At 72.2% G+C, this 25,410-nt stretch carries 21 protein-coding genes; 7 read left to right on the top strand and 14 right to left on the bottom strand.

All coding sequences use genetic code 11. The annotated features are described in order from the left end of the window. Both gap and AB0C38_RS16475 read right to left on the bottom strand, forming a co-directional pair. Entirely contained in the window at positions 1-1,002 is a 1,002-nt protein-coding gene (gene gap, locus AB0C38_RS16470; RefSeq protein WP_360673173.1) for a type I glyceraldehyde-3-phosphate dehydrogenase, read from the bottom strand. A 523-nt stretch (positions 1,003-1,525) separates the two neighbouring features. Continuing rightward, positions 1,526-2,707, bottom strand: a complete 1,182-nt coding sequence (locus AB0C38_RS16475) for a winged helix DNA-binding domain-containing protein (protein ID WP_360673175.1) — start codon at positions 2,705-2,707, stop codon at positions 1,526-1,528. 71 nt (positions 2,708-2,778) lie between these two features. On the opposite strand from AB0C38_RS16475, the gene AB0C38_RS16480 reads away from it, so the two are divergent. Further along, entirely contained in the window at positions 2,779-3,423 is a 645-nt protein-coding gene (locus AB0C38_RS16480; RefSeq protein ID WP_360673177.1) for a LysE family translocator, read from the top strand. On the opposite strand, the gene AB0C38_RS16485 is transcribed toward AB0C38_RS16480, so the two are convergent. Genes AB0C38_RS16485 through AB0C38_RS16505 form a run of 5 tightly spaced genes read right to left on the bottom strand, consistent with a single transcriptional unit; the run spans position 3,404 to position 11,277 of the window. Beyond that, positions 3,404-3,727, bottom strand: coding sequence for a helix-turn-helix domain-containing protein (locus AB0C38_RS16485; protein WP_360673180.1), 324 nt, complete (start codon positions 3,725-3,727; stop codon positions 3,404-3,406). The two genes, AB0C38_RS16480 and AB0C38_RS16485, sit on opposite strands and share 20 nt — an antisense overlap. Next, positions 3,724-4,512, bottom strand: a complete 789-nt coding sequence (locus AB0C38_RS16490; RefSeq protein WP_360673182.1) for a TIGR03620 family F420-dependent LLM class oxidoreductase — start codon at positions 4,510-4,512, stop codon at positions 3,724-3,726. Before AB0C38_RS16490 ends, AB0C38_RS16485 begins: the two co-directional genes overlap by 4 nt. A gap of 37 nt (positions 4,513-4,549) precedes the next feature. After that, complete coding sequence (locus AB0C38_RS16495; protein ID WP_360673185.1) at positions 4,550-9,007, bottom strand: hypothetical protein; 4,458 nt, start codon at positions 9,005-9,007, stop codon at positions 4,550-4,552. Positions 9,008-9,017: 10 nt separating this feature from the next. Beyond that, positions 9,018-9,818 (bottom strand): hypothetical protein, encoded by an 801-nt coding sequence (locus tag AB0C38_RS16500; protein ID WP_360673188.1) that lies wholly within the window; start codon positions 9,816-9,818, stop codon positions 9,018-9,020. 1 nt (position 9,819) lies between these two features. Continuing rightward, a complete protein-coding gene (locus AB0C38_RS16505; RefSeq protein ID WP_360673419.1) occupies positions 9,820-11,277 on the bottom strand; it encodes a hypothetical protein in 1,458 nt (485 codons plus the stop codon). A gap of 86 nt (positions 11,278-11,363) precedes the next feature. Here AB0C38_RS16505 and AB0C38_RS16510 point away from each other — a divergent pair, with 86 nt between their 5' ends. From AB0C38_RS16510 to AB0C38_RS16520, 3 genes are all read left to right on the top strand, one after another. Then, complete coding sequence (locus AB0C38_RS16510; RefSeq protein ID WP_360673191.1) at positions 11,364-11,801, top strand: PPOX class F420-dependent oxidoreductase; 438 nt, start codon at positions 11,364-11,366, stop codon at positions 11,799-11,801. 47 nt (positions 11,802-11,848) lie between these two features. Further along, positions 11,849-12,667 (top strand): coproporphyrinogen III oxidase, encoded by an 819-nt coding sequence (locus AB0C38_RS16515; RefSeq protein ID WP_360673193.1) that lies wholly within the window; start codon positions 11,849-11,851, stop codon positions 12,665-12,667. Between the two features lie 222 nt (positions 12,668-12,889). Next, positions 12,890-14,980 carry a PQQ-dependent sugar dehydrogenase gene (locus tag AB0C38_RS16520; RefSeq protein ID WP_360673196.1) on the top strand — a complete coding sequence of 697 codons (2,091 nt, stop codon included), beginning with the start codon at positions 12,890-12,892 and terminating at the stop codon, positions 14,978-14,980. A 53-nt stretch (positions 14,981-15,033) separates the two neighbouring features. On the opposite strand, the gene AB0C38_RS16525 is transcribed toward AB0C38_RS16520, so the two are convergent. Beyond that, positions 15,034-15,402: a hypothetical protein gene (locus AB0C38_RS16525; protein WP_360673199.1), complete on the bottom strand. Its 369-nt coding sequence runs from the start codon at positions 15,400-15,402 to the stop codon at positions 15,034-15,036. 156 nt (positions 15,403-15,558) lie between these two features. Here AB0C38_RS16525 and AB0C38_RS16530 point away from each other — a divergent pair, with 156 nt between their 5' ends. Next, positions 15,559-16,671, top strand: a complete 1,113-nt coding sequence (locus tag AB0C38_RS16530; RefSeq protein ID WP_360673202.1) for a hypothetical protein — start codon at positions 15,559-15,561, stop codon at positions 16,669-16,671. Between the two features lie 46 nt (positions 16,672-16,717). Here AB0C38_RS16530 and AB0C38_RS16535 read toward each other — a convergent pair whose 3' ends face one another. Further along, positions 16,718-17,326 carry a TetR/AcrR family transcriptional regulator gene (locus tag AB0C38_RS16535; RefSeq protein WP_360673205.1) on the bottom strand — a complete coding sequence of 203 codons (609 nt, stop codon included), beginning with the start codon at positions 17,324-17,326 and terminating at the stop codon, positions 16,718-16,720. 70 nt (positions 17,327-17,396) lie between these two features. Between AB0C38_RS16535 and AB0C38_RS16540 the strand changes: the two genes are divergently transcribed. Then, positions 17,397-18,263 carry a sterol desaturase family protein gene (locus AB0C38_RS16540; protein WP_360673207.1) on the top strand — a complete coding sequence of 289 codons (867 nt, stop codon included), beginning with the start codon at positions 17,397-17,399 and terminating at the stop codon, positions 18,261-18,263. A gap of 1 nt (position 18,264) precedes the next feature. On the opposite strand, the gene AB0C38_RS16545 is transcribed toward AB0C38_RS16540, so the two are convergent. From AB0C38_RS16545 to uvrC, 5 genes are all read right to left on the bottom strand, one after another. Next, entirely contained in the window at positions 18,265-19,269 is a 1,005-nt protein-coding gene (locus AB0C38_RS16545; RefSeq protein ID WP_360673210.1) for a glucosyl-3-phosphoglycerate synthase, read from the bottom strand. A 379-nt stretch (positions 19,270-19,648) separates the two neighbouring features. Beyond that, positions 19,649-20,644 carry a DNA-binding protein WhiA gene (gene whiA / locus AB0C38_RS16550; protein WP_360673213.1) on the bottom strand — a complete coding sequence of 332 codons (996 nt, stop codon included), beginning with the start codon at positions 20,642-20,644 and terminating at the stop codon, positions 19,649-19,651. Beyond that, positions 20,644-21,636: a uridine diphosphate-N-acetylglucosamine-binding protein YvcK gene (gene yvcK / locus AB0C38_RS16555; protein ID WP_360673216.1), complete on the bottom strand. Its 993-nt coding sequence runs from the start codon at positions 21,634-21,636 to the stop codon at positions 20,644-20,646. Before yvcK ends, whiA begins: the two co-directional genes overlap by 1 nt. A 1-nt stretch (position 21,637) precedes the next feature. Beyond that, on the bottom strand, positions 21,638-22,495 hold the full coding sequence (rapZ, locus tag AB0C38_RS16560; RefSeq protein WP_003101350.1) for an RNase adapter RapZ: 858 nt from the start codon (positions 22,493-22,495) through the stop codon (positions 21,638-21,640). Positions 22,496-22,537: 42 nt separating this feature from the next. Then, complete coding sequence (gene uvrC / locus AB0C38_RS16565) at positions 22,538-24,499, bottom strand: excinuclease ABC subunit UvrC (protein WP_360673219.1); 1,962 nt, start codon at positions 24,497-24,499, stop codon at positions 22,538-22,540. Positions 24,500-24,663: 164 nt separating this feature from the next. On the opposite strand from uvrC, the gene AB0C38_RS16570 reads away from it, so the two are divergent. Continuing rightward, positions 24,664-25,386 (top strand): trypsin-like serine protease, encoded by a 723-nt coding sequence (locus AB0C38_RS16570; RefSeq protein ID WP_360673222.1) that lies wholly within the window; start codon positions 24,664-24,666, stop codon positions 25,384-25,386. Positions 25,387-25,410: the final 24 nt, after the last annotated feature.

The following is a 25,410-nucleotide window of genomic DNA, read 5'->3' on the forward strand; positions in this document are numbered from 1 at the left end:
TCAGAGCTTCGAACCGACGAGCTTGATCAGGTCGGCGAGGCGGTTGGAGTAGCCCCACTCGTTGTCGTACCAGCCGACGACCTTGACCTGGTTGCCGATGACCTTGGTCAGCGGCGAGTCGTAGATGCAGGACGCCGGGTCGGTGACGATGTCCGAGGACACGATGGGGTCGACCGAGTAGCGCAGGATGCCGGCCAGCGGGCCGTCGGCAGCGGCCTTGTACGCGGCGTTGATCTCCTCGAGGGTGGCGGCCTTCTTCAGGGTCACCGTGAGGTCGGTCGCCGAGCCTGTCGGCACCGGGACGCGCAGCGCGTAACCGTCCAGCTTGCCCAGCAGCTCCGGCAGCACCAGGCCGATCGCCTTCGCGGCGCCGGTCGAGGCGGGGACCACGTTCAGCGCGGCGGCGCGGGCGCGGCGGAGGTCCTTGTGCGGGCCGTCCTGCAGGTTCTGGTCCTGCGTGTACGCGTGGATCGTGGTCATCAGGCCCTGCTCGATGCCGAACGAGTCGTTGAGGACCTTCGCCAGCGGGCCGAGGCAGTTGGTGGTGCACGAGGCGTTGGAGATGATGTTCTGCGAGCCGTCGTACTTGTCGTCGTTGACGCCGAGGACGACGGTCAGGTCCTCGCCCTTGGCGGGCGCGGAGATGATGACCTTCTTGGCGCCACCGGCGATGTGCGCCTTGGCGGCGTCGGCGTTGGTGAAGAAGCCGGTGGACTCGACCACGACGTCCACGCCCAGGTCGCCCCAGGGCAGGTTGGCCGGGTCGCGCTCGGCGAGGGCCTTGATGGTCTTGCCGTCCACGACGATGCCCTCGTCGCTGACGCTGACCTCACCCGGGTAGCGACCCAGGATCGAGTCGTACTTCAGCAGGTGGGCCATGGTGGCGACGTCGCCGAGGTCGTTGAAGGCGACGACCTCGATGTCGTGGCCGCTGGCCTGCACGGCGCGGAAGAAGTTGCGGCCGATGCGGCCGAAGCCGTTGACACCTACGCGAACGGTCACTGCTGCCACTCCTCTGAGGATCGGCCGGGAACGCCGGCCGTGACTTGCGGGCTCGCGGCAACCCTAGCGTGCGGGCATGCGCGTCCCTGACTGCCCTGACGAGACTTCCACCACTTGGCGAACGGGTCAAGAATCGATTAAGAAGCCGGGTGGTCCAGCAGGGGGTTTACGGGGTGGACCAGTCCGGGCCGGCGGTTCGGGGCGTGAAACCGGTTCCGGCTGGCTACGCGGGGTTTGGGCGGGTCGGCGGCGGTGGGCCGGATGGACGAGTTGAACGATTCAGTCACGGGGGTGCTTCCGGACCGGGAAAGGCGGTTTGGGAGAAGGCCGAGGCCGGCCTCCGGGGCGGGCGTGAGGTCGATGACTCGACCGATCCAGGGCCACCGGGATGGGCACGGCCGGGGGCGAACCTCCTCGGCGCACACCCGCCCTCGGCAACGGCCCTCCGGTACCACCGCGGGGGCACCCGATCCCGGCAGCCGCTCTTCGACGCTCCGGCTCGGCGCACACCCCAGTCCCCTCCCTACCCCGCCAGCTCGCGTTCGAGCGGTGTCCGGAACCGGGGGGTCGCCCGGACCTCGCCGAACCACTTCGCGCACCGGTCCGTCTCCGCCTCGACCATCGCGCGGCCGTCGGCACCCACGTCCTCCAGCAGGCGGACCGCGATCTCGCCCGACCGGCGCTGGGCCCACCCGCCGACCACCCGGCCGTCCAGCCAGATCGTCGGGCCGATGTTCCCGCTGCGGTCGAACAGCGCCGCCCGGTGCGCACCCAGGTACCAGTCGCGCTCCTGCCAGCCCATCGGCGTCGGGTCCAGCGCCGGGAGGAACGCCGCCCACGGCGGTGGCTCGGGCACCGGCTCGAGGTCGTCCGCCAAGACGATGCCGGGCACGCCGCCGAGGTCGACCTCCACTGGTGACAACGCCGCCAATGCCTTCTTCGTCTGTCCCGCCGTCCAGCCCGTCCACCAGCGCAGGTCGGTCACCGGCGCCGGGCCGTACGCGTGCAGCCAGCGCCGGGCCAGCTCCACCCGCGCCTCCTCCGCGCCCCACACCGGCAGCCCGGGGACCCACTCGTCCAGGGGATGCCACACGTACTGGGTGCTGATCCAGCTCCCGCGCGGGCGGCCGCGCGCGATCCGGCCGCCGGCCGCCAGGAGGAACAGCACCCGGCTGGTGACGTTGCCGATCGCCTCGTACGGCTTCCCCGCCGCCATCAGCAGCTGCTGCCGCAGCCGGGGCTCGTCCTCGCTCAGCTGCTGCGCCGTCGCCGAGCCGCGGGCCCGCAGCGCCGCCTCGACCGACGCCTCGACCTCGAGCAGCCACTTCCCCGGCTCCGGCACGTTCTCCGGGTGCCCCTGCTGCCCGAGGTGCTGTTCCAGGAGCTTCCGCTGCTTGACCTCGATGTCCGCGGAACACCCCGCCTGCACGAGCGCCGCGGTGTCCAGCCCGGTGACGAACACCGTGCGGCGCATGCCCAGCAGCCGCAACAGGGTGCGGTCTTCGTACAACGCCCGTTCCACCGCGGCGATCGCGGGTGAAGCGAGCCGGGCGCACGCCGAAAGGTGGACGGTCGCCGGGTCGGTGGCGTGCAGGGCCACCACCCCGGCCACGGCGTCGGAAACCGTGGCCGCGGGCGCGGCCAGGTGGTGCCGGACCGCGAGGCGGGCCCGGCGCTGCTCGGTGCTGATCGTCGGAGGAGGCACCCGCTGTTGATACCACCCGGCACCGACAAAAACGCCTGGTCGTCCGGCCAGGACACCTTTACGCTCGCGCCATGGTCTCCGGTGCGCACTTCGCGGCCTTCGCCGCTCTGACGTTCCTCATGGTCGTCGTCCCCGGTCCGAGCGTGCTCTTCACCATCAGCCGCGCGCTCACGGTCGGGCGGCGCGACGCGCTGCTCACCGTCGTGGGCAACTCCGTCGGCGTCTACACCCAGGTCGTCGCGGTCGCGTTCGGCCTCGGCGTGCTCGTGACGACGTCGGCCGCGGCGTTCACCGCGATCAAGATCGCCGGCGCGCTCTACCTGGTGTACCTGGGCATCCAGGCTCTGCGGCACCGGCGGAAGCTCACCGACGCGATGGCCGCGAAGGTGCGCGCCACGCCCGGCCGCGTCCTGACCGTGCTGCGCGACGGGTTCGTCGTCGGCTTCGCGAACCCGAAGTCGATCGTGTTCCTCGCGGCGCTGCTGCCCCAGTTCGTCGAGCCGGCCGCCGGCTCCGTCGCGGTCCAGATGCTGCTGCTCGGCCTGTGCCTGCCGGCGATCGCGCTCGCCACCGACACCGCCTGGGCGCTGGTGGCGGGCACCGCCCGCGCGTGGTTCGCCCGCTCACCGAAACGCCTCGAAATGGTCGGCGGCACCGGCGGCCTCGTCATGATCGGCCTCGGCACCACCCTCGCCTTCACCGGCCGGGGTGACTGAGCACCAGGTCCAGCAGCCCCGGGAAGGCCGCGTCGAACTCCGGGCGCCGCAAGCGGTTCAGCCGGCGCGGGCCCGCGTCGCGCTGCTCGATCAGACCTGCCGCGCGCAGCACCGAGAAGTGGTGGCTGAGCGTCGCCTTCGCCACCGGCAGGTCGAACGTGCCGCACGCCTTCGTCCACTCCGGGACCTCCGCGAGCTCACGCAAGATGCTGCGGCGCACCGGATCGGCGACCGCGGCGAGGGCGTCCTGCAGGGCCACCTCCGCCGGGAGCGCGTGCGTGAGCCCGCGGGCCCGGGCGGTCACCGCAGAGCCTCCGCCAGCGCCGGCCACCACTCGCGGGGCAGGTCACCGGCCGGGACGACGACCTGGTCGGCCCCCGCGGCCCGGTACTCGCGCAGCCGGGCCACGACCGTGTCGAGGTCGCCGCGCACCGTGAGCCCGTCGACGAGCCGGTCGGAGAGGTCCGTGATGTCGGCGTCGGTGAAGCCCATGCGACGGAAGTTGTTCGCGTAGCCGGGCATCCCGGCCAGGAACCGCAGCGAACCGGACCGGGCCTGCTCGCGCGCGGTGGCGGCGTCGCGCTCCGGGACGACGCTCAGCAGCACGATCAGCTGCTTGCCCGCGCCGAGGATCTCCCGGGCCGACGCGACGTAGTCCGTCGTCACCAGGAACGGGTACGCGCCCGACGCGCGGTCCCGCGACAGCTCCAGCATCTTCGGGCCCAGCGCCGAAAGGATGCGCTCGGACGCGGGGACGGTGTCGTCGAGCTCGTCGAGGTAGTCGTTCAGCGTGGCCAGCGGCCGCGGGCCGTGGGCGCCGCCCAGGCCGACGACGAACCGGCCGGCCGGCAGGTCCGCGTACGCCCGGGCCACCTCCGCGGGAGGTACCCGGTCGACCGGCAGGATGCCGCTGGCCACCGGGATCTTCGCGGTCCCGTGGATCACGTCGGTGATCAGCGGCAGGTTGTTGCCCTGCCCGCCGGCCAGCCACAGCGTGGCGTAGCCCAGCTCGTCCAGTTCGGCGGCGGCCGCGACGGTCTCCGGCCCGGTCGTGCCCAATGTGGCGCCCAGCGCCCCCAGGTTCGTCATGCGCCGGGCAACCACGGAACCGCGGGAGATGTTCCCGTCAGGCCGTTTGTTCGTCCTCGGCGGAATCCGCGGACTCGGCCGGCCGGCTGAACATCCGCGTCGCCGACAGCCGCGCGACACCGTCCGGGTCGCCCAGGTCGTCCAGGGAGTTGCGGACCGTCGAGTCCACCGACAGGTACTTGCGCCCGGCTCGCAGGTCGGCGTCGTTGCGCAGCCGCACGATCAGCGGGAACTCCGACAGCGCGCCCGCGTCGAACAGGCCCGTCGTGTAGATGAGCTGGACGCCCAGCGCCTCGGCCACCGCCCGCTGCAGCTCCAGGAGGTACCCGGCGGACGCGCGGCCGATCGGGTTGTCCAGGAACAGCACGCCGGAGTGCCGGTTGCGGACCTTGCCGCGGTTGTTGGCGCGCAGCGCGGCCAGGGTGCAGTACAGGATGATCGCCGCGGTCAGCTGCTGGCCGCCGGAGAACACGTCCCGGATCTCCGAGACGCGCTGGCGTTCGGTCCGCAGCACCGAGTCCGGCTTGAGCATGTCGACGCGGAAGCCCTTGGGCGCCGCGGCCCGGACCCCGCGCAGCACCAGGGAAAGGCCGTCACGCTTGACGTCGCGGCCGTCGGCGGTCTTGCCCACCGCGGCCTCGTCGACGACCTCGCCGAGCTTCTCGATGAGCGCGTTGTCCTCCAGCTCCGTGAAGCGGATGCGGAGGAACTCCTGGCCGGACCAGTCGCCGAGACCGTCGGGCAGCCGGGAGACGCGCTGGGCGGAGCGCAACGTCCGGAGCGCGCCGTCGACCATGCCCTGCAGCCGCGTGATGATGCCGCCGCGGTGCCGGTCGATCTGCGCGAGGTCGTCGGTCAGTGACCGCAGCCGCGGCCGCAGCGCCTCCGCCCACTCGGCGGCGTGCGCCGGGAGCTGGTCGCGTTTGACCGAGATGACCTGCTGGCGCACCGGCGTGCTCAGCTTCTCGAACCGCTTCTCCGTCGCGTACTGCGCGAGCTGGTCGGCGGCCGCGCGCACCCGGCGGTCGCCCGTGTCGGCGGCTTCCTGGGCCTCGCCGAACGTGGCGTTCAGGCGGCCGTGCTGGGCTCGCGCGGTCTCGACGTCGCCGTCGTAGGCGGCGGCATCCGTGTCGGTCACCAGGTGGGCCATCGACTCGGCGAGCAGCGAGAACCCGGACGCCGAACTGCGCGCCGACTCCAGCGTCGCCTCGGCTGCCGCCCGGCGTTCCTGCAGCTCTTCCCACTTCCGCGCGGCTGCGGACGCCTCCAGGCCGGCGGCGTCGATCAGCTCCAGGCCGTGCTCGATGTCCCGCGGCTTCTCACCGTTGACGCCGTTCTGCAGCGGCAGCGCGTCCAGCTCGGCCCGCCGCGTCGAGACGAGCCCGATGGCTTCGGTGCGCTCGTCCTCCAGGCCGTCGACGACCCGGCGGGCACGCGCCAACGCGGCCGCGCGGGCCGAAGCGTCGGAGCCATCCGGCGTCTCGAGCAGCTCGGCGGCGCGGACGCGGACGGCTTCGTCGAGGGATTCCACGGCCGATCCCGCGGCGGCTTCGGCGGACTCGGCCTGCTCCAGCTCGGCCCGCAGGTCGCTGCCGACCTCGACCTTCGCGTACGACTCGGACGCCGACAAGTACGTCCGCCGCAGCGCGTCGACGGGCTCGGCCGGCACCGGGCCGTCCGCCGCTTCGGCCGCGCCCGGGACCTCGGCCAGCTCGGCGCGCGCGGTCGTCGCGGTCCGGCGGTGCCCGTCGGCGGTGCGCTGCTCCTCCCCCGCCTGCTCGCGCAGCCGTGCGGCCTTGCCCGCGGCGTCGGCGGCTTGCAGGTCGGCGCGTTCGGCGACCTCGGTGGCGCGCTCGACCTCTTCGGTCCATTCGGTGATCCGCGCGCTGCGGGCGCCCAGCTCCCCGAGCCGGCGCGCCTTCTCTTCGGCCTCGGTCGCGGCCGCCCGCAGCTCCGGGACGCGCTCCCGCAGCGCCACGGCTTTTTCGCTCAACCGCGCGAACTCCGCGTCGGCCTGCTGCAGCGCCGTGCGCGCGGTCTCGCGCGCGGTCCGGGCCGCCTGGGCCTGCTCGGCCAGGGTCGCGACGGCGCCGGGCGGGTAGTCCTCGCGCCAGGTGGTGAGCTTCCAGGTCAAGGCGCCGTCCGCGGACAGCTTGGCGGACAAGGCTTCCAGCCGTCGCTGCCGCTCGGTGTTCCGCCGTGCCACGGCTTCGCGCTCGGCGTCGGCGGCCTCTTCGTCGTACATCGCGGGGTTCGGCGGCACGAGGAACTCGACGCCGGGCGCGGCGGGCGCCTCGGCCAGCAGCGCTTCGGTCGTCCCGACGGCGATGATCGCGCTCGGCAGCAGCCGCCGCTTCGTCAGGACTTCGCGGGCGCGATCGGCGTGGGCGGTGTCGTTGAGCAGCACGCCGGAAACCAGCTGCGGCAGGCTTTCCAGGACTTCGTCCCGGCGCGTTGAGTCCAGTTTGGACAGATAGCGCCAGCCGGACCACGCGGTGATCCCGGCCTCTTCCAAAGCGTCCAGGGCGGCCTGGACGTCTTGCGGCGGCGGCAGCAGGCCACCGGAGCCGAGCGCCGTGAGGGCCCGCTCGTCGGCGGACTCCTCCATCCGCAGCGCGGTCTGCTCCTTCTCGACGGACGCGCTCGCTTCACGCAGCCGTTCCAGGAGCACCGGCAGGTCGCTCTCCAACGCGACGTCGTCGGCGCCGAGCAGCTCGACCAGGCGGCCCTCGGCGGCGAGCGCGTCCGTGCGGCGGTGCGCCCGGTCGAGGTCCTCGGTGGCGCGCTCGAAGCGGTCCTGGGTGGTGCCGGCCAGCTGGTGCGCCTCGTTCACGGCCCGTTGCGCCGCTTGCAGATCCGTCGCGACGCGGTCGAGCTCCTGCTCGCGCCGGGTCAGCTCGGCGGTGGCGGACTCGGCCGCGGCCCGCGAAGCCCGGGACGCCTCCGCGACGTCGGCCCCCGACGGCAGCAGCCCCGCGCGGACGGCGTTCTGGACCTCTTCGCGCAGCTCGGTGATCCGCGTGGTCAGCCCGCGGGCTTCGGCCCGGCGCCCGGCCGCGAGGTTGGCGGCCTCGTCGCGTTCGGTCTGGGCCTTCTCCGCCTCGGCGCGCAACGCGCCCGCGTGCGCCTCGGCCTTGTCGGCCTGTCGCTGGGCGTCCTGCGCCAGCGACTGGAGCCCGCGGGCCAGCGCACCCGCCGCGTCGTTGCGCGCCTGCAGCGCGGGACGCGCTTTCTCCTCACGGCTGCCGACGAGCTCACGCAGGTCCTTCGCCTTGCGCGCCGCGTTGAGCTGGTTGAGCACGGTCGCGGTCTCGCGCCAGGCTTCGGCCGCGGTCTTGGCGTCCGCGAGTTCGGCGTCGACGCGCTTGCGGGCCTCCTGAGCCTCGTCGAGGCGCAGCACGGCGACGAGCCGACGCAGCTCCGTGACCCCCGCGGCGAGCCGCCGGTGGTCGCCCTCGGCGAGCTTCTCCGCGGACTTGACCTCGGTGACGTGCTCCTCCAGCCCGGACAGCCGCGCGTTCTCCAGCTCGTCGCGCGCGACGACGCGCCCGGCCAGCTCGGCCATCGCGGCCTTGGCCGACTCGGCGATCTTCCGCGACTCGGCGGCGACGCCTTCTTCGTCGGCCAGCGGACCCAGCAGGTCCAGCGCGCCCGCCACGAAGTCGCGCTCGGACAGCAGATCCCCGCGCTGGGCCAGGTTGTGCGAGTAGGTCGAGACGACCTCGGCGAGGTCCTTCGGCTCGTCCTCGGAGATCACCGCTTTCAACAGGAAGTCGACGAACGCGTCGTCGGTGCCGAACGCGAACGCGTCCGCCGCTTCACCTTCTCCGGCGTTCATCGCGCGCTGGTAGCGGAACAGCTCGGTGTCGAGGCCGAGGCTGTCGAGCCGGCCGGTCCACTCGTGGTGGCGGCGGGTCCAGGACAGCTCCAGCTCGGGCTCGGCCAACTGCGCGGCGGCGAGCTTGTCGTGGAAGCCGGACATGGTGAGCAGCCGGCTGTCCTGGGTCATCGGCAGGGAATCGAGCCCGAGCGCGGCGGTCGGGCGGAAGCAGTACCAGGAGTCGGCGAGGTTCTCCGAGTCCGAGGAGACGACGTGCCCGCGCCATTCGGAGACCTTGCCGGTGATGATCCGGTGCCCGCTCTCGACGTGCAGCCACTCCAGCACGACGTGCGAGACGTCCTTGGCGGCGACGAACTTCTCGAGGACCTTGGTGCTCGTGGTGCCGACGACCTGGCGGCGGCCGGGCAGCATGACCGAGAAGATCAGCTTGATCAGGACGGACTTGCCGCCGCCGTTCTCGAGGAACAGCACGCTCGCCGGTGAGGGGCGGCGCAGCTCGGCCGGGCCGGTCGCGTGGATGCCGGCGCTGAACAGCGCGTCCTGCTGGGGCGCGGTGATCTTGGCGCCGACGCCGCTGAAGTCGAGCACGACGTCCTGGTAGCGGGCACCCGCCGGGCCCACCGAGTGCAGGCGGACCCGCGAAAGCTCGTACATCGATTCCCCTCTAGAGCGTGTCGGAGGACGCCGCGCGCAGCGTGCCCCCGGCGTTCGCGACGGCCACGACGTCCAGGGCGAGCAGGTCGTCGAAGGCGGCGTCGGCGGCGAGTTCGCGCACCTGGATCTGGTAGCGCGGCGTGGTCCGGTAGGTGCCGCCCTGCTCGTCGCTCACCGGGACCAGGAAACCCTGGTCGGCGAGGAAACGCAGGGCGCGCGAGACCATGCCGCGGGTGGTGTCGGCGGCGAGGCGGCCGTCCTTGGTGGCCGCCGCCGCGGGACGGCGGGTGTAGGCGCGCCAGGCCTGTTCGAGCTCGGGCGCGTCGGCCAGGGGGTCGTTGTTGCCCTCGGCCTGGGCGGCGCGTTCGTCGAGCATCCGGGCGGCTTCGCGGACCATCGCGTCGACCTGTTCGACGCTGACGCGGCCGATGTAGGTGTCGTTGGCGAGGTCGTCGGGACGCGGGTAACCCAGCGCGGCGGTGGCGAGGTGGATCAGGCCGTGCAGCACCTTCTCCGTCTCGCGGCGCTCGCGGATCTTGGCCTGGCGGGCGTAGGAGTCCATCTTGATCTCGAAGACGGACTCGTCGGTGGCCGCCAGGACCGCGCCGGCCTGCTGGTTGACCTCCAGCACCATCAGCCCGAGCCCGGCGGCGACGGCGTGCGTGAGCGCCTTGAACGCGTTGTCCTCGCCGTAGCGGCGCACGAGGTCGCCGTACACGACGTCACGCGCCGGCAGCTGCTTCGGCCGCATGCCGAAGGCGACCAGCCGGGCCGCGGCCTCGGCGTCCACACTGCTGTGGGACAGCGCCATGTCAGGCGACCTCCTCGTTCTCTTCTTCGTCGGCGCGCTCGACGGCGGCCGTGGACAGCAGCAGGTCGGCGCCGCCGAAGTCCGGGTCGTCGAGCAGCGTGCCGTCGTCGACGGCGAGCAGGACCTGGCGGTCGCCCTGGCGCCGGGCGGCGCCGACCCCGGGACTGTAGGCGTGGACCGCGCGCAGCGCGACCAGGGCGGCGAGGCCGGGCTGGCGGCTGCGGCGGGCGTCTTCGAGCAGGCCGGAGAGCCGGCGCGGCACCTCGGGCAGGTCGAGCAGCTCGTCGGCCGCGCGCCAGACGTCGTCGCCGAACTTGTCGGTGATGTCGGCGGGCATCAGCTCCGGCTCGGGGATCTCGCCGACGAGCTGGTCACGTTCCGGCGCGGGCCGCAGCAGCAGCGACACCAGGGCCGACAGCGACGGCACGACCGGCGCGGTGATGCCGGCCGCGGCGTGGAAGAAGTGCTCGACCGGCGCGACGGCGTCGGCCAGCGGCAGCCCGAGCGTCGGCACGAGGAGCTGGCCGAACAGGTCGAGGGTGGCGCGCTGGGGCGGCCCGGAGAACTGCTGACGGTCCTGCTCGGCGCGGAACACCGCACCCGCGTCCGCCAGCCGGGACTGCAGCCGGGTGTGCCGCCGGATGCAGTCGCCGACGATGTCGACGAGCTCGGCGGCGCGGCGCTTGCGGTCGAGGTCCTCGGTCTCGTCGCGGGCGGTGGTGATGTTCTTGAGGATGGCGTTCTCGGCGCGGAAGCGGGCTTCGATGTGGCTCAGCGCGCTGTCGAGCAGCTCCGGGACCTCACGCTCCCAGTCCACCGAGCGGACGTCGCGGCGGGTGGCGTCGAGCTTCGCGCGCAGCGTCTCGCCGTACTGGACGGTCCGGTAGCGGGCCTGCTCGGCGGCCAGCTTGGCGTCGGCCAGCCGGCCGCGCGCGATCAGGTTCTCGAGCTTGACCTCGGCGGCGATCTGCGCCGACTCGACGTCGGTGTCGAGGGCGCCGACGAGGACGTTGATCGCCTCGTCGGTGGCCCGCAGGTAGACCTCGCCGTCCCGGGCGGCCAGCTCGACGAGCAGCTTGAAGTCGAACTGGCGCCGCTGGTAGCCGCCGGGCCCGACCGAGCCGTAGACGCGCCGGAAGCCGCGGTCGGTGGTGCCGACGTTGATCAGGTTGTCGAGGACCCACTTGGCCACCCGGACGTGTTCTTCGGGCATCCGCGACGGCGCCTGCTGCGCGATGAACGGCAGCAGCCGGTCGATGACCTCGTCGTGACCGGCGCCGGTGTCGAAGTCCATGGCGATGGTGACCTGGTCGATCGTGTGCAGCGCGATCTCGGCCATCTGGTAGATCGTGGCGTCGGCCCAGTCGAGCTTCGCCTTCCGCGCGTCGAGGTCGTGCAGCGGCGCGGTGCAGGCGAGCGCCTTCAGCCGGCGGGTCAGCCCCTCGTCGGCCAGTCCCATCGCGGCCCTGTCGTCGTCTCGCACAGCAGGCCAGGCTAGTCGGCCACCCTCTGCACACGCGCGGGTGACAGGTTAACGTCCCCCTCATGCGTGAGATGAGCCGCGAAGAGTGGTGGAAGTTCGCTTCGGAGGGGACCCGGACGGGCAAGCTCGGCCTGGTCCGGGCGAACGGCGCCGCGATCGTCACCCCGATCTGGTTCCTGCTGGACGAGGGCCCCGACGGCGACGAGCTGGTCTTCACCACGGGCACCGACACCCTCAAGGGCAAGGCGATCGCCCGCGACCCGCGGATCTCCCTCGTCGTCGACGACCAGGAGCCGCCGTACTCGTACGTCCAGTTCACCGCCGAGGCGCGGCTGACCCACGACTACGACGAGATGCTCGCCTGGGCGACCAAGCTGGGTGGCCGGTACATGGGCGCCGAGCGGGCCGAGGAGTACGGGAAGCGCAACGCCGTCCCCGAGGAGTCGCTCGTCCGGGCGAAGATCACCAAGGTGATCGCGCGGGCCGAGATCGCCGGCTGACCTCGGTTCGCGCGGTTTCGCGGTACCCTGCCCGCGGGGGTGGGGCCATGCTTTCGGGTGAGGACAGCAGACGCGACGCCGTCAAGGCGATCATGAGCTCGGGCCAGCGGGAGCTGGTCGCGGAGCTGGAACGCCTGGACGGCGGGGCCAGGTTCGGCCGGTTCGGCAGTGCCCGGTTGCTGGAGAACGGGGACGTCTTCGAGCGCGCCTGCGTCGTTTCGGTGAACCGCGGCGGGACCCTCGGGCTGACCGTCGCGATCCACCCGCGCAACCCGTACGTCCCGGCGTTCCAGGCCGCGTTCCGGTACTGCGAACACGCGGGCTCCTGGTGGTTCGGCGGCGCGGCGGACCTCCTGCCCTGCTACGGCTTCGCCGAGGACGCGGCCCACTTCCACCGGACGCTCAAGAACCACTGCGACACCCTCGACCCGGCGTTCCACGCGCAGGCGAAACGGGCGTGCGACGACCACTTCCGGCTGCCCTGCGACGAGCCGCGCGGCGTCGGCGGCATCGTCTTCGACCACCTGTGCCCGCCCGGCCCGCACGGCTGGCGGCGGGCGGCCGCGTTCACCGCGGCGGGGATCGCCACCGTCGCGCCCGCGTACTTCCCGATCGTGCGGCGCCGGAAGGACCTGCCGCACGGCGACCGCGAACGGCAGTGGCAGCTGCACCGCCGCGGCCGGCACGTGGAGTTCGCCCTCGCCCACGGGGCTGCGGCCGACGCCGAGACCGTCCGCATGACGCTGCCGCCGCTGGCGCGCTGGGAATCCGGCTTCACCCCCGAGCCCGGAAGCGCGGAGGCCGAACTGGCTTCCTTCGTCGTTCCGCGCGACTGGGCGAGCGAAACCGCCGCCGCGGTCGGCTGACGCTCGAGCGACCCGTTCGCCGGGCACGCGCACCGCTCAGCGGGAAACCCTTCTTCACCAAGGGTGAGCGCCCGTGTCGAGTATTGACACGACCCGTTCGAAGGGTGTGAGATCTGTCCCATAGATAGGAAACTTTCCTAACTATTTACTCCATTCCGGTGGTCCGCCGACCAGTTCCGCCCCGGTCTCCCCCTGTCCCCCGACCCACGCAGGAGGCTCCCAGTGGCACCCCGTCCACCGTGGCGCGTGGTACTGGCCGGTACCGCCGTCGCGGCGCTCGGCCTCACCGCGCTCAGCCCGGTAAGCGCTTTCGCCGCCGCGGCAACGGATTACGAGTCCGAGAACGCCGTCATCGCCCAAGGCGTCGTCGAGTCGAACCACGCCGGCTACTCCGGCACCGGGTTCGTCAACTTCGACAACGTCGCCGGCAGCTACGTCGAATACTCCGTGAACGCCGCGCAGGCGGGCACGCACACGCTGACCTTCCGCTACGCCAACGGAACCGCCGACAACCGGCCGGTGAAGCTCGTCGTCGACGGCGGGGACAAGGGCACCGTCGACTTCCCCGGCACCGGCGCGTGGACGACGTGGAAGACCGTCACCGCGACCGTGCAGCTGACCGCCGGGGTCAACAAGGTCCGGACCACGGCGACCACCGCCAACGGCGGCCCGAACGCGGACAAGCTCACCGACACCTTCACCGCGCCGAGCGACAGCGAACCGCCGTCGCCGCCGTCGAACCTCGCGGCGAGCACCATCCTCCCGACCGCGGCCACCTTCGGCTGGACCGCCGCGACCGACAACGTCGGCGTCGTGCGCTACGAGATCAACCGCGGCGGCAACATCCTCAAGACCGTCGACGGGAACACGACCTCGGCGACCGTGACCAACCTGACCCCGAACACCGCCTACGACATCTCGATCGGCGCGTTCGACGCCGCGGGCAACCCGTCGCAGCAGAGCAACGTGGTCACCTTCACCACGCCACCGAGCGACGACACCACCCCGCCCACCGTGCCGGGCAACCTGCGCTCCACCGGCGTCACCGCGAACAGCGTTACCCTGGCGTGGAACGCTTCCACGGACAACGGCGGCACGGTCGCCGGGTACGACGTCTTCCAGGGCGCCACGAAGGTCGCGACCACGACGTCGCTCGGGACGACCGTCACGAACCTGAACCCGAGCACCTCGTACACCTTCACGGTCAAGGCGCGCGACCCCGACGGCAACAGCTCCGCGGCGAGCAACGCGGTCACCGCCAAGACGAGCGCTCCGGGCGGCGCGGGCGGCATCCCGGAGTACGACAAGGACATCGCGAAGGTCGACCTCGGCTGGGCGGTGGGCTTCCTGCCGAACGGCAACGCGCTGGTGACCGAGCGGGACCGGTTCGAGATCCTGCTGGTGACGCCGTCCGGCCAGAAGACCACGCTGGGCAAGGTGCCGGGCGCGGTCGGCACCAACGGCGAAGGCGGCCTGCTCGGCCTGGCGATCTCGCCGAACTGGGCGTCCGACCACGCGGTCTACCTGTACCACACTGCTTCCGGGGACAACCGGATCGTGAAGATGACCTACGACGGCACCACGCTGTCCTCGACGTCGACGCCGGTGCTGACCGGGATCGCGAAGAACCGCTACCACAACGGCGGGCGGATCAAGTTCGGCCCGGACGGCAAGCTGTACGCCACCGTCGGCGACGCGAAGAACAGTGACAACGCGCAGAACAAGAGCTCGCTCAACGGGAAGATCCTGCGACTGAACCCGGACGGCTCGGCTCCGTCCGACAACCCGTTCTACGCCACCGGCGGCAACGCCCGGTACGTCTGGAGCTACGGCCACCGCAACCCGCAGGGCCTGGCCTGGGACTCCCGCGGGCAGCTGTGGGCGGCGGAGTTCGGCGAGAGCAGCCAGGACGAGCTCAACCTGATCCAGAAGGGCGGCAACTTCGGCTGGCCGAGCTGCGAAGGCACGCAGGGCAGCTGCAGCGGCTTCATCGCGCCGAAGAAGACGTGGTCGACGGCGCAGGCCGGGCCGTCCGGGCTGGAGATCGTCAACGACTGGATCTACATCGCCGGCGTCACCGGCGAGCAGATGTTCGCCACGCAGATCACCTCGGCGGGCACCGGCGTCGGCACGGTGTCGACGCTGTTCTCCGGCCGCTGGGGCCGGTTGCGCTCGGTCACGAAGACCCCGGACGGCGGGCTGTGGCTGACGTCGACGAACAACGACAAGAACGGCGGCACGCCGTCGGTCCTGGACAACGTGATCGTGCGGCTGAAGTTCCCGGGCGGCGCGAGGGCCGGCGGGACGGCCTAGAAGCCGCGGCAGGGGTGACCGGAGCGGCGCCGGTCACCCCTGCCGCACTCACCTCACCTCGGCTCGGCGAGGCCGCGCAGGTGGGCGTCGACGTCGAAGCCGTGCTCCTCCAGCCGCCGCCGGGCCAGCAGGAGCTCGTCGGGGGTGAACAGGTCGATGTACTCCTCCCGGAGCATCGTCGCCTCGGAGCTGCGGCCGAGCTGGTTCTTCTCCCACAGGACGGTGAACCCGCCCGCGGTGCCCTCGCCGCGCAGCAGCAGGCGGGCCGCTTCGACGCCGCCGTGCTCGCGCACCATCCGCTCGAACTGGGCCGGCCGGTAGCCGTAGTCCTTCGCCAGGACGCGGCAGCCGTCGAGCAGGTCCTCGGTGAACCGCGCGGCGAGGCGGGGATCGACCGGGACGGGGGCGACGGACTCGGGCATGGGACACCTCTCGACACGATGGCTTCCCTGATTAATCGCGAACGGTACCGGTTTCGCTACGCCATTCGGGAAAAGTTTCGCCGGGAGGCACTCTCCGTGGTCTTGAACGCCGGTCAACGGCCGGAACTGTCGGTGCTCGCTGCCAGGATGGCCGGCATGCGAACCGTGGTGCACGGCGACATCCACGTCCACTATGGACAGCTCTACGTCCACAGCGAGGGCGGTGAGCCCTTCGAAGGCGACCTCTCGGCGTGCTTCGCCGGTCAGCGGAACGGGCTGTGCGGCGCGGCGGTGGCGGGGACGCTCTTCCTGCTCACCGGCCTGCACACCGGCGAGGTCGGGTTCACCGCCGAGGTGCACGAGACCGAGCCGCCCGGCGCCGGCGGGGAGGACGTCGTCGAGGCGCCGTTCCGGGCGGAGGGCCGCGCGATGCTCGTGACCTGGGGCGGCGGGGACTGGTGGGACCTCGAGCTGGCCCCGGGCGACTACCGCGTCCGCTACAGCGCCACCGCGATGGACGCCGGCCGAGAGCAGGACACCCGGCTCGACGGCGAGCCCGCGCGGGACAGCTACCTGCTGCAGTTCTGGCCCGCGCCGCCGGCACCCGACGCGGTCGTCCGGCAGCACAGCGCGGTCGCCGCGTACTGGCACGACTTCGCACGGAAGCTGCCTCCGCCGCCGACGCCCGAAGAGCTCGCCGAGGCCCGGGAGGCACAGCAGCGGGCCGAGGAAGAGGCGCGGACGAAGGCCGCACACGAGCGCCTGCTCCGAGAGTGGGGTGGCACCCTGCCGAACGAGCGGATTCTGGCTCTGCGGCCGGGGTTTCTCCGGGAGTTCGCGAAGCGGGAGCGTGGTTTGGCCGGTGACGTGGTGGTGGCGTCGCCCGAGGCTCAGCGCGCGCTGGCCCGCTGGGTGGCCCGGCGGACGTTCGAGCGGGCAGGGCTGGACCGGGTCGGCTGGATCGCGGACGGGCTGCGCGCGCTCGAGGAGGGGCGGCCGCTGCCGCCGCCGTTCGACGACGGGAAGGCCGCGTGGGATCGGCTGCTGTCGGATCCCGAGGTACCGCGGACGCTGGTGCGGACGCCGGACGGCCGGCACGACAACGCCTTGCAGCAGGCCATGGCCTTTCCGGCGGTCTTCGGCGCGGCGCAGGAAGATCCGCTCGAAGCGCTGGGCCACACGCTGTCGGCGGCGGCGGTGACGTACGGCGACGAGGGGGCGGCGTTCTTCGCGGAGGCGCGTGGGGTGCTGGCCGAGCTGCGGGCTTGAGGCAGCACGCGGCGGGCCCTCCCCCGGCCCGCGAGCCACACCGGCGTCACCAGCCGAACAGGCCCTCCATGATCCGCGCGCACCGGGCCGTCATCGCCACCGCGTCTTCGTCCGGGCGGTCGATCCACCAGCTGATCAGCGAGTCGACCACGCCCGTCCACACCTGCGCGATGGCCTCGATGTCGACCGGGTCGGCCAGCCCCCGTGCCGTCATCAGCTGGGTCGCGCCCAGCAGGGCGAACGCGGCCAGACGGCGCCGGTAGTCGGCCGCCGCGGCCGCGATTTCACCGGTCGCCGGGACCGTCTCGTCGCGCAGGAGGCGCCACGCGTAGCGGTCGTGGTCGAACGTCGTGAAGATCGCCGAGAGCACCTTCAGCGGCATCCGCTCGGGCTCGCCGCCGGCCGCCATGGTCGTCGCGACGCCCTCGGTGAGGCGGTCGCCCGCGCGGTGCAGGCAGGCCAGGTAGAGGCCGTCCTTCGAGCCGAAGTACTGGTACAGCAACGGCTTCGTGACGCCGACCCGGCGCGCGATCTCGACCATCGACGCGCCCGCGTAGCCCGCCCGGCCGAACTCCTCCGTGCCGGCCACGACGAGCTGGGCTTCGCGCTCTTCGCGCGGCATGCCCTTGGTCCCGACCGCCCTTGACTCCGTCACGCCGGAGACCCTACCGTGCGTAAAGTGACCCGAGGGTAAGTTACCGTCAGGTCAGATCAGAGGAGGCGACGTGGCCGAGTTCCTGGCGCACCTGCGCGACCCCGTGCTGTTCGCGATCCCGGTGTTCGTGCTGTTCGTGGCGATCGAGATCGTCGCGGTGCACGTGCTCGGGCACGACGACAACGTCATCGGCTACAGCCCGGCCGACACCCGCACGAGCATGCTGATGGGCACCGTCGCGGTCGGCGTCAACGCACTGTTCCGGCTGGTGATGCTCTTCGTGTTCGCCGCGCTGTTCGAGCTGGCGCCGGTCAAGCTCGACCCGCGCGACTGGTGGACGTGGGTGCTCATGCTGCTCGGCCAGGAACTGGTCTTCTACGCCTACCACCGCGCCAGCCACCGGGTGCGGCTGCTGTGGGCCGGTCACCAGGTGCACCACTCCAGCGAGCACTACAACTTCTCGACGGCGCTGCGCCAGAAGTGGACGCCCTACTTCCAGCTGCCGTTCTGGTCGGTGCTCGCGCTGTGCGGGATCCCGCCGTGGATGATCCTGACCGGCCTCTCGATCGACCTCGTCTACCAGTTCTTCGTGCACACCGAGAAGGTCGGCAAGCTGCCGCGCTGGTTCGAGTACGTCTTCAACACCCCGTCCCACCACCGCGTCCACCACGGCAGCGACGCCGAGTACCTGGACGCCAACTACGGCGGCATCCTCATCATCTGGGACCGGATGTTCTCGAGCTTCGTGCCGGAGGGCAAGCGGCCGACGTACGGGCTGACGAAGAACATCGAGACGTACAACCTGCTCAGGGTCGGCTTCCACGAGTACGGCTCGATCCTGCGCGACGTCCGCGCAGCCCGGACGTGGCGCGAGCGCGCGGGCTTCGTGCTCGGCCCGCCCGGGTGGCAGCCGTCGGAAGCCCGCGTGCCCGCCTGACCTACGCCGTCTCCTGCAGCGCGTTCTCCGGCCGGATCGACGACGGCAGGCCGGCCAGCGGCGGGCGCTGCGCGGACGTCAGGTCGGTCAGCACCAGTTCGCGCTCGACGCCGTCCGCCGAGCTGCCCCGCTGGAACTGGGCGAGGATCGTCGCGGGCGGGACCGCGGTGACCAGGCGGTCGTAGCGCTCCAGGCGGTCGAAGAGCGTCTGCATGATCTGCCCGGACATCCGGCCCAGCGCCTGCGTGCTCTGGTGCCGGTGCACGCGGTGGCCGAGGTCGACCTGGGCGAGCGCGTCGAGGCCGCGCAGCTCCAGCAGGTCGATGAGGTGCCCGACCTCGACGCCGTAGTTGACGACGAACGGGATGCTCTCCAGCACCTCGCGCCGCCCCGCGTATTCACCGGCCAGCGGCTGGACGAACCCGGCCAGCTCCGGCCAGAACATGTTGAGCAGCGGCCGGGCGACGAGCTCGGTGACGCGGCCGCCGCCGTCCGCCTCGGTCCCGAGCGGGCGGTGGTAGAAGCCCTTGACGTAGGCGACCGACGGGTCGGTGAGCAGCGGGCCGAGCAACCCGGTGACGTAGTCCGTGGTGAAGTCGTGGAGGTCGCCGTCGACGAAGACGACGAGGTCGCCGGTCGTCGCGGCGACGCCCTTCCAGAGCGCTTCGCCCTTGCCCTGCTGCCTCCCGAGGGCGGGATAGACGGCATCCTGGGCGACGACGCGCGCGCCGGCCGCGGCGGCCACCTCGGCGGTGGCGTCGGTGGACCCGCTGTCGACGACGAGGATCTCGTCGACGAGCACACCCTGGAGCTCCTCGCGGATGGCGGTGACGATCGCGCCGACGGTCGTTTCCTCGTTCCGGGCCGGGATGACCACGGAGACCGTGGTGCCGCGTTTGGCCGCGACCAGCTCGCCGGTCGTCCGGTCGCCGGCCTTGCTGCTGCGCCGGGCGAGCCAGGTGCCGACCTCCGGCGTCACCTGCAGCCGCGCGTTGCTCTTGCGCATGCTTTCCCCTTCCCTCGTTCGGCCTATCCCTTCCCGAGGTTCGAGGTCCCGCGTTTCGGTGGTCGCTCCCCGGTGCTACCGCGGTGTTACGAGATCGCCCCGGCGGCACCGATCCCGTTAACCGCACCGCCGGAAAACCCCGCGCGCCTGGCGGAGGCGCTGGTCCTGCCGGGCCCGGCGCGGGCATAGGATCCCGGCACCGAGGTGGAACCGGGGCACGCATGACGGACGCGTCAAAGCAGGACGACGAGGAACGGCGGTTCCGAGGTCACCGGCAGCGGCAACGACTACGCGCCCGATCAGCTGCTCGTCACCCGCTGCGCGGCCGGCTGCCCGAACCACGGCGACCAGGCTCCCGAAGAACAGTGAGCCGGCCCCGCTACGCCTCGTCTTCTTCTTCGAGCATCTCCGGGGTGACCGCGGACTCGGTGTCCGGGATGTTCAGGTCCTTGGCCCGCTTGTCCGCCATCGCCAGCAGGCGGCGGATGCGCCCGGCCACCGCGTCCTTCGTCATCTGCGGCTCCGACAGCTGGCCCAGCTCCTCCAGCGACGCCTGCCGGTTGGACAGCCGGAGCTTGCCCGCCGCCAGCAGGTGGTCCGGGGCCGTGTCGCCGAGGATCTCCAGCGCCCGCTCGACCCGGGCCGCCGCCGCGACGGCCGCGCGGGCCGAGCGGCGCAGGTTCGCGTCGTCGAAGTTCGCCAGGCGGTTCGCCGTCGCGCGGACCTCGCGGCGCATGCGGCGTTCTTCCCACTGCAGCACGCTCGTGTGCGCGCCCAGGCGGGTCAGCAGCGCGCCGATCGCGTCGCCGTCGCGGACCACCACCCGGTCGGCGCCGCGGACCTCGCGGGACTTCGCCTGGATGCCCATCCGGCGGGCCGCGCCGACGAGCGCGAGCGCCGCCTCCGGACCCGGGCAGGTCACCTCGAGCGACGACGAGCGGCCCGGCTCGGTCAGCGAACCGTGCGCGAGGAACGCGCCCCGCCACGCCGCTTCCGCGTCGGCCACCCCACCGGACACCACGGCCGCGGGCAGCCCGCGCACCGGACGGCCGCGCTGGTCGATCAGCCCGGTCTGCCGGGCGAGGCCCTCACCGTCCTTGACCACGCGCACGACGTACCGGGTGCCCTTGCGCAGGCCGCCGCTGGCGGTGATGACGTGGACGTCCGAATGGTGGCCGTACAGCTCGTGGATCTCCTTGCGCAGCCGTCGCGCGACCGAGCCCGTGTCCAGCTCCGCCTCCACGACCACCCGGCCGGCCACGATGTGCAGGCCGCCGGCGAAGCGAAGCAACGACGCGACCTCCGCCCGGCGCGGCCCGATCTTCGTGATCTCCAGCCGGCTCAGCTCGTCCTTCACCGCGGCGGTCATCGCCATTACTGCCCCTCCCTGCCTTTCGCTCCTCCCCCGTGCTCCCCGCCCCTGCCGAGACCGAGAGCCTCCCGCATACATCGCGCGAGCGCATCAGGATCATGCCGTCCCGCCACTTCCGGGTCGCCCACCGCCCCCAGGTGCGCGTGCCCGCCGAGCCGTTCGGCCGCGCGCCGGAGATTCGCCGGGTCGGGCACGGAATCGCGGTCCGCGATCACCGCGTCGACCCGCAGATCGGGCGCGTGCTCGAAGAGTACGTCCAGGTGCCGCTCCGGCGAGAACCCCGCGGTTTCCCCCGGCTGGGGGACAAGGTTGAGCACGAGCACCTTCGTCGCGGTGGTTTTCACGAGGGCGTCGTGCAGGCCGGGCACCAGGAGATGAGGTAAAACGCTCGTGAACCAGGAGCCCGGCCCGAGGAAGACGACGTCGGCGCTCAGCACCGCCTCCACCGCTTCCTCGCACGCCAGCGGCGGCCGCCCCGAGCCGCCTGGCGCGTGCAGGCTGACGCGCTGCACCTGACCCGGCGTCGACGCCACCGCGACCTGCCCGCGGATGGTGCGCAGCGCCGCCGGATCCTCGCTGTCGAGACCGCTGACCTGGCCCACGATCTCCAGGGGCTCCGGTGACATCGGCAACACCCGGCCCGAGACGCCCATCAGGCGGCAGGCCTCGTCGAGCGCGGCGACCGGGTCGCCGAGCACCTCGAACAGGCCGGCCAGCAGCAGGTTCCCCACCGCGTGCCCGGCCAAAGCGCCGTCGCCGCCGAAGCGGTGCTGGAACACCTCGGCCCACAGCGTGCCGCCGTCTTCCGCGGCGAACGCGGCGAAGGCCTGCCGGAGGTCGCCCGGCGGCAGCAGCCCGAGCTCGCGCCGCAGCCGGCCGGACGACCCGCCGTCGTCGGCCACGGTGACGATCGCGGTGACGTCGGGGGTCACCCGCCGCACCGCGGACAACGTGGCGTGCAGCCCGTGGCCGCCCCCGAGGGCGACCGCCCGCACGTTATTCACGACCAAGGTCGCGGTGCACCACCTTCACGGCCATTCCGTCCTCTTTGGACAGACGCTGGGCGAGCTCCACCGACAGCGCCACGCTGCGGTGCTTGCCGCCGGTGCAGCCGACGGCCAGCGTCAGGTACCGCTTGCCCTCGCGCTTGTACCCGGCGCCGATCAGCCGCAGCAGCTGGTGGTAGCGGTCGAGGAACTCCTCGGCGCCTTCCTGCGAGAGGACGTAGTTGCGGACCTCGCCGTCGAGGCCCGTGTGCTCGCGCAGCTCCGGGATCCAGAACGGGTTCGGCAGGAACCGGACGTCCATCACCAGGTCGGCGTCCATCGGCAGGCCGTACTTGTAGCCGAACGACAGCACCGTGACCCGGGTCTGCGTGCTCGCCTCCGAACCGAACGCGTCCTCGATCTTGGCGCGCAGGTCGTGCACCGACAGCGACGACGTGTCGAGCACCAGGTCGGCCTCTTCGCGCAGCGGCTCCAGCAGCGTCCGCTCCGCCGTGATGCCGTCGGCGAGCCGGCCGTCACCCTGCATCGGGTGGCCGCGCCGGACCGCCTCGAAGCGCCGCACCAGCACCGCGTCGGTCGCCTCCAGGAACAGCACCCGCGGCTTGTAGCCCCGGGCGTCCAGGTCCTTGATGACCGAGGCGAGGTCGTCGGTGAACGCGCGCGAGCGCACGTCCATGACGACGGCCACCTTCGTGATCGCGCCGCGCGCCTGCGCGCCCAGCTCGACCATGGTGGCGATCAGCTCCGGGGGCAGGTTGTCGACGACGAACCAGCCCAGGTCCTCCAGGCACTTGGCCGCGGTGCTGCGGCCCGCCCCGGACAGACCGGACACGACCGCGACCTCCATGCCGGACCCGCGGATCTCCTCTTGCGCACTCACTGTGTTTCCCTACTCCCCTGCTTTCGGACCCGCACCGGACTCCCCGGCCAGCGCGGCGACCACGGCCTCCGCGGTGCGCCTGCCGAAGCCGGGCACCGCCTCGATCTCTTCGATCCTGGCCTGCTTGAGCTTCTTCACCGAGCCGAAGTGCTTGATCAGCGCGGTGCGGCGAGCCTGCCCCAGCCCGGGCACACTGTCCAATTCGGACGTCTGCAGCCGCTTGGAGCGCTTCTCGCGGTGGTAGGTGATGGCGAACCGGTGAGCCTCGTCGCGCAGCCGCTGCAGCAGGTACAGCCCCTCCGACGTCCGCGGGAGGATCACCGGGTCGGGGTCGGCGGGCAGCCACACCTCTTCGAGCCGCTTCGCCAGCCCGATCACGGAGATGTCGGTGATGCCGAGCTCGGCCAGCACGTCCGCGGCCGCGGTGGCCTGCGGTCCCGCGCCGTCGACGACCAGCAGGTTCGGCGGGTAGGCGAACTTCTTCGGCCGGCCGGTCTCCGGGTCGAGACCCGGCTTCGACGAGTCCTCCGCCGCGCTCTCAGCCGTCTCCTTGAGATAGCGGTGGAACCGCCTTCGCACGACCTCGGCGATCGACGCGACGTCGCCTTCTTCGGCCGCCTCGCGCAGCGCGAAGCGCCGGTACTCGGACTTGCGGGCGAGGCCGTCCTCGAACACGACGAGCGACGCCACGACGTCGCTGCCCTGGATGTGGCTGATGTCGATGCACTCGATGCGCAGCGGCGCGGTGTCCAGCGCCAGGAACTCCTGCAGCTCGTTGAGCGCCGCCGAGCGCGCGGTCAGATCGCCCGCGCGGCGCAGCTTGTGCTGGGTGAAGGCCTCCCCCGCGTTGCGCTGCACGGTCTCGGCGAGGGCCTTCTTGTCGCCGCGCTGCGGCACCCGCACCTGGACCCGCGACCCGCGCAGCCCGGTGAGCCACTCGGCGAGCGCGTCCGCGTCCGCCGGGAGCTCCGGCACCAGGACCTCGCGCGGGACCACCGGCCCCGCGTCGACGTCGTCGCGGGCGTCGAGCTCGGCCTCGTCGCCGTAGAACTGGGTGATGAAGTGGTCGACCAGCGCCGGGACGTCCATCTCCTCGGCCTTGTCGATCACCCAGCCGCGCTGGCCGCGGACCCGGCCGCCGCGCACGTGGAAGACCTGGACGGCGGCTTCGAGGTCGTCGTGGGCGAACGCCACGACGTCGGCGTCCGTGCCGTCGCCGAACACGACGGCCTGCTTCTCCATGGCCCGCCGGAGCGCGCCGAGGTCGTCGCGCAGCCGGGCCGCGCGCTCGAACTCGAGGTCTTCGGACGCGGCCGCCATCTCGGATTCCAGGCGCTTGATCATGACGTCGGTCTTGCCGGCCAGGAAGTCGCAGAAGTCCTCGACGATGTCGCGGTGCTCGTCGGCCGAGACGCGCCCGACGCACGGCGCCGAGCACTTGTCGATGTAGCCGAGCAGGCACGGGCGGCCGATCTGGCCGTGGCGCCGGAAGACGCCGGCGGAGCAGGTGCGCGCCGGGAACACGCGCAGCAGCAGGTCGAGCGTCTCGCGGATGGCCCAGGCGTGCGAGTACGGCCCGAAGTACCGGACGCCCTTCTTGCGCGCGCCGCGGTAGACGTGCAGGCGCGGGAACTCCTCGTTCAGCGTCACCGCGAGCACCGGGTAGCTCTTGTCGTCGCGGTAGCGGACGTTGAACCGCGGGTCGAACTCCTTGATCCAGTTGTACTCGAGCTGGAGCGCCTCGACCTCGGTGGTGACGACGGTCCACTCGACGCTCGCGGCCGTGGTGACCATCTGGCGCGTGCGCGGGTGCAGGCCGGCCAGGTCGGCGAAGTAGGAGTTCAGCCTGCTGCGCAGGCTTTTCGCCTTGCCGACGTAGATGACCCGCCTGGTCGTGTCGCGGAACTTGTACACGCCAGGGGCCTCCGGGATGCTCCCCGGCGAGGGACGGTAGGTGGTCGGGTCAGCCACTCCCTCAGCCTATGGTCCGGCACCGACAGTTCTCGCACGCCCCCGGCCGCCCCGCCGGAAGTAGGGTGTTCGCCCGGTTCCGACTTCGGTAGGTGTCGCCCCGGGTGACGCGGTGGTTACTTTCCGACCGGCCGATCCGGCCCCCGTCCGAAAGGATCACCTCCGTGAGCTCTCTCCGTGTCTTAGGTGCCGCCTCGGCGGCCGCCGTCGCGCTGACCCTCGCGGGTGGCGCCGCCGCTTCCGCCGGCGTCCAGCCGAACATCGTCGGCGGCACGACCGCCCCCACGGTCTCCTGGGGCGCCCAGGTGTACGTGAACACGCCCGGGCGCGACTTCCAGGGCTTCAACTGCTCCGGCACGGTGGTCGCCGCGCGCTGGGTGATGACCGCGGTGCACTGCCTCGACGAGGACGGCTCGGGCATGCACGTCAAGGTCGGCAGCAACACGCTGTTCTCCGGCACGGACATCGCCGTCGACGGCAAGTACGAGTCCCCCAACGGCGACATCGCGCTGCTGCACCTGGCCTCGGCGACCAACGCGGCGCCGATCGGGCTGGGCAGCGCCGACCCGTCGACGGGCAGCACCAACCAGCTCTACGGCTGGGGCCGCACCACCCCGACCGGCCCGCCCGCGTCGGCCCTGAAGACGGCGAACGTCCAGGTGACCGGCCGGTCGTCGGACGCCTACGGCGGCCGCGCGATCCAGAGCCGCGGGATCAACGGCTCGGCGTGGAAGGGCGACTCGGGCGGCCCTCAGGTCTCCGGCGGCGTCCAGGTCGGCGTCGCGTCGACGGTCCAGAACCAGACCGGGACGAACACGCGCGGCACGAACAACTACGCGAGCGTGGCTTCGAGCCGGTCCTGGATCCGGACGACCGCGGGCGTCTGAGGTTCTGTTCGACGGGGCGGCGCT

The organism is Amycolatopsis sp. NPDC048633 (assembly GCF_040650695.1).
Classification (GTDB): domain Bacteria; phylum Actinomycetota; class Actinomycetes; order Mycobacteriales; family Pseudonocardiaceae; genus Amycolatopsis.

What these genes read in the sequence shown, in the direction of transcription:
- AB0C38_RS16545 (WP_360673210.1), bottom strand. Translation starts at nt 19,269, where the DNA reads ATGCGCAAGAGCAACGCGCGGCTGCAGGTGACGCCGGAGGTCGGCACC.
- AB0C38_RS16525 (WP_360673199.1), bottom strand. Translation starts at nt 15,402, where the DNA reads ATGCCCGAGTCCGTCGCCCCCGTCCCGGTCGATCCCCGCCTCGCCGCG.
- AB0C38_RS16495 (WP_360673185.1), bottom strand. Translation starts at nt 9,007, where the DNA reads ATGTACGAGCTTTCGCGGGTCCGCCTGCACTCGGTGGGCCCGGCGGGT.
- AB0C38_RS16500 (WP_360673188.1), bottom strand. Translation starts at nt 9,818, where the DNA reads ATGGCGCTGTCCCACAGCAGTGTGGACGCCGAGGCCGCGGCCCGGCTG.
- AB0C38_RS16505 (WP_360673419.1), bottom strand. Translation starts at nt 11,277, where the DNA reads ATGGGACTGGCCGACGAGGGGCTGACCCGCCGGCTGAAGGCGCTCGCC.
- whiA (WP_360673213.1), bottom strand. Translation starts at nt 20,644, where the DNA reads ATGGCGATGACCGCCGCGGTGAAGGACGAGCTGAGCCGGCTGGAGATC.
- AB0C38_RS16490 (WP_360673182.1), bottom strand. Translation starts at nt 4,512, where the DNA reads ATGACGAACCTGGGGGCGCTGGGCGCCACATTGGGCACGACCGGGCCG.
- AB0C38_RS16530 (WP_360673202.1), top strand. Translation starts at nt 15,559, where the DNA reads ATGCGAACCGTGGTGCACGGCGACATCCACGTCCACTATGGACAGCTC.
- AB0C38_RS16480 (WP_360673177.1), top strand. Translation starts at nt 2,779, where the DNA reads ATGGTCTCCGGTGCGCACTTCGCGGCCTTCGCCGCTCTGACGTTCCTC.
- rapZ (WP_003101350.1), bottom strand. Translation starts at nt 22,495, where the DNA reads ATGGAGGTCGCGGTCGTGTCCGGTCTGTCCGGGGCGGGCCGCAGCACC.
- AB0C38_RS16515 (WP_360673193.1), top strand. Translation starts at nt 11,849, where the DNA reads ATGCTTTCGGGTGAGGACAGCAGACGCGACGCCGTCAAGGCGATCATG.
- AB0C38_RS16510 (WP_360673191.1), top strand. Translation starts at nt 11,364, where the DNA reads ATGCGTGAGATGAGCCGCGAAGAGTGGTGGAAGTTCGCTTCGGAGGGG.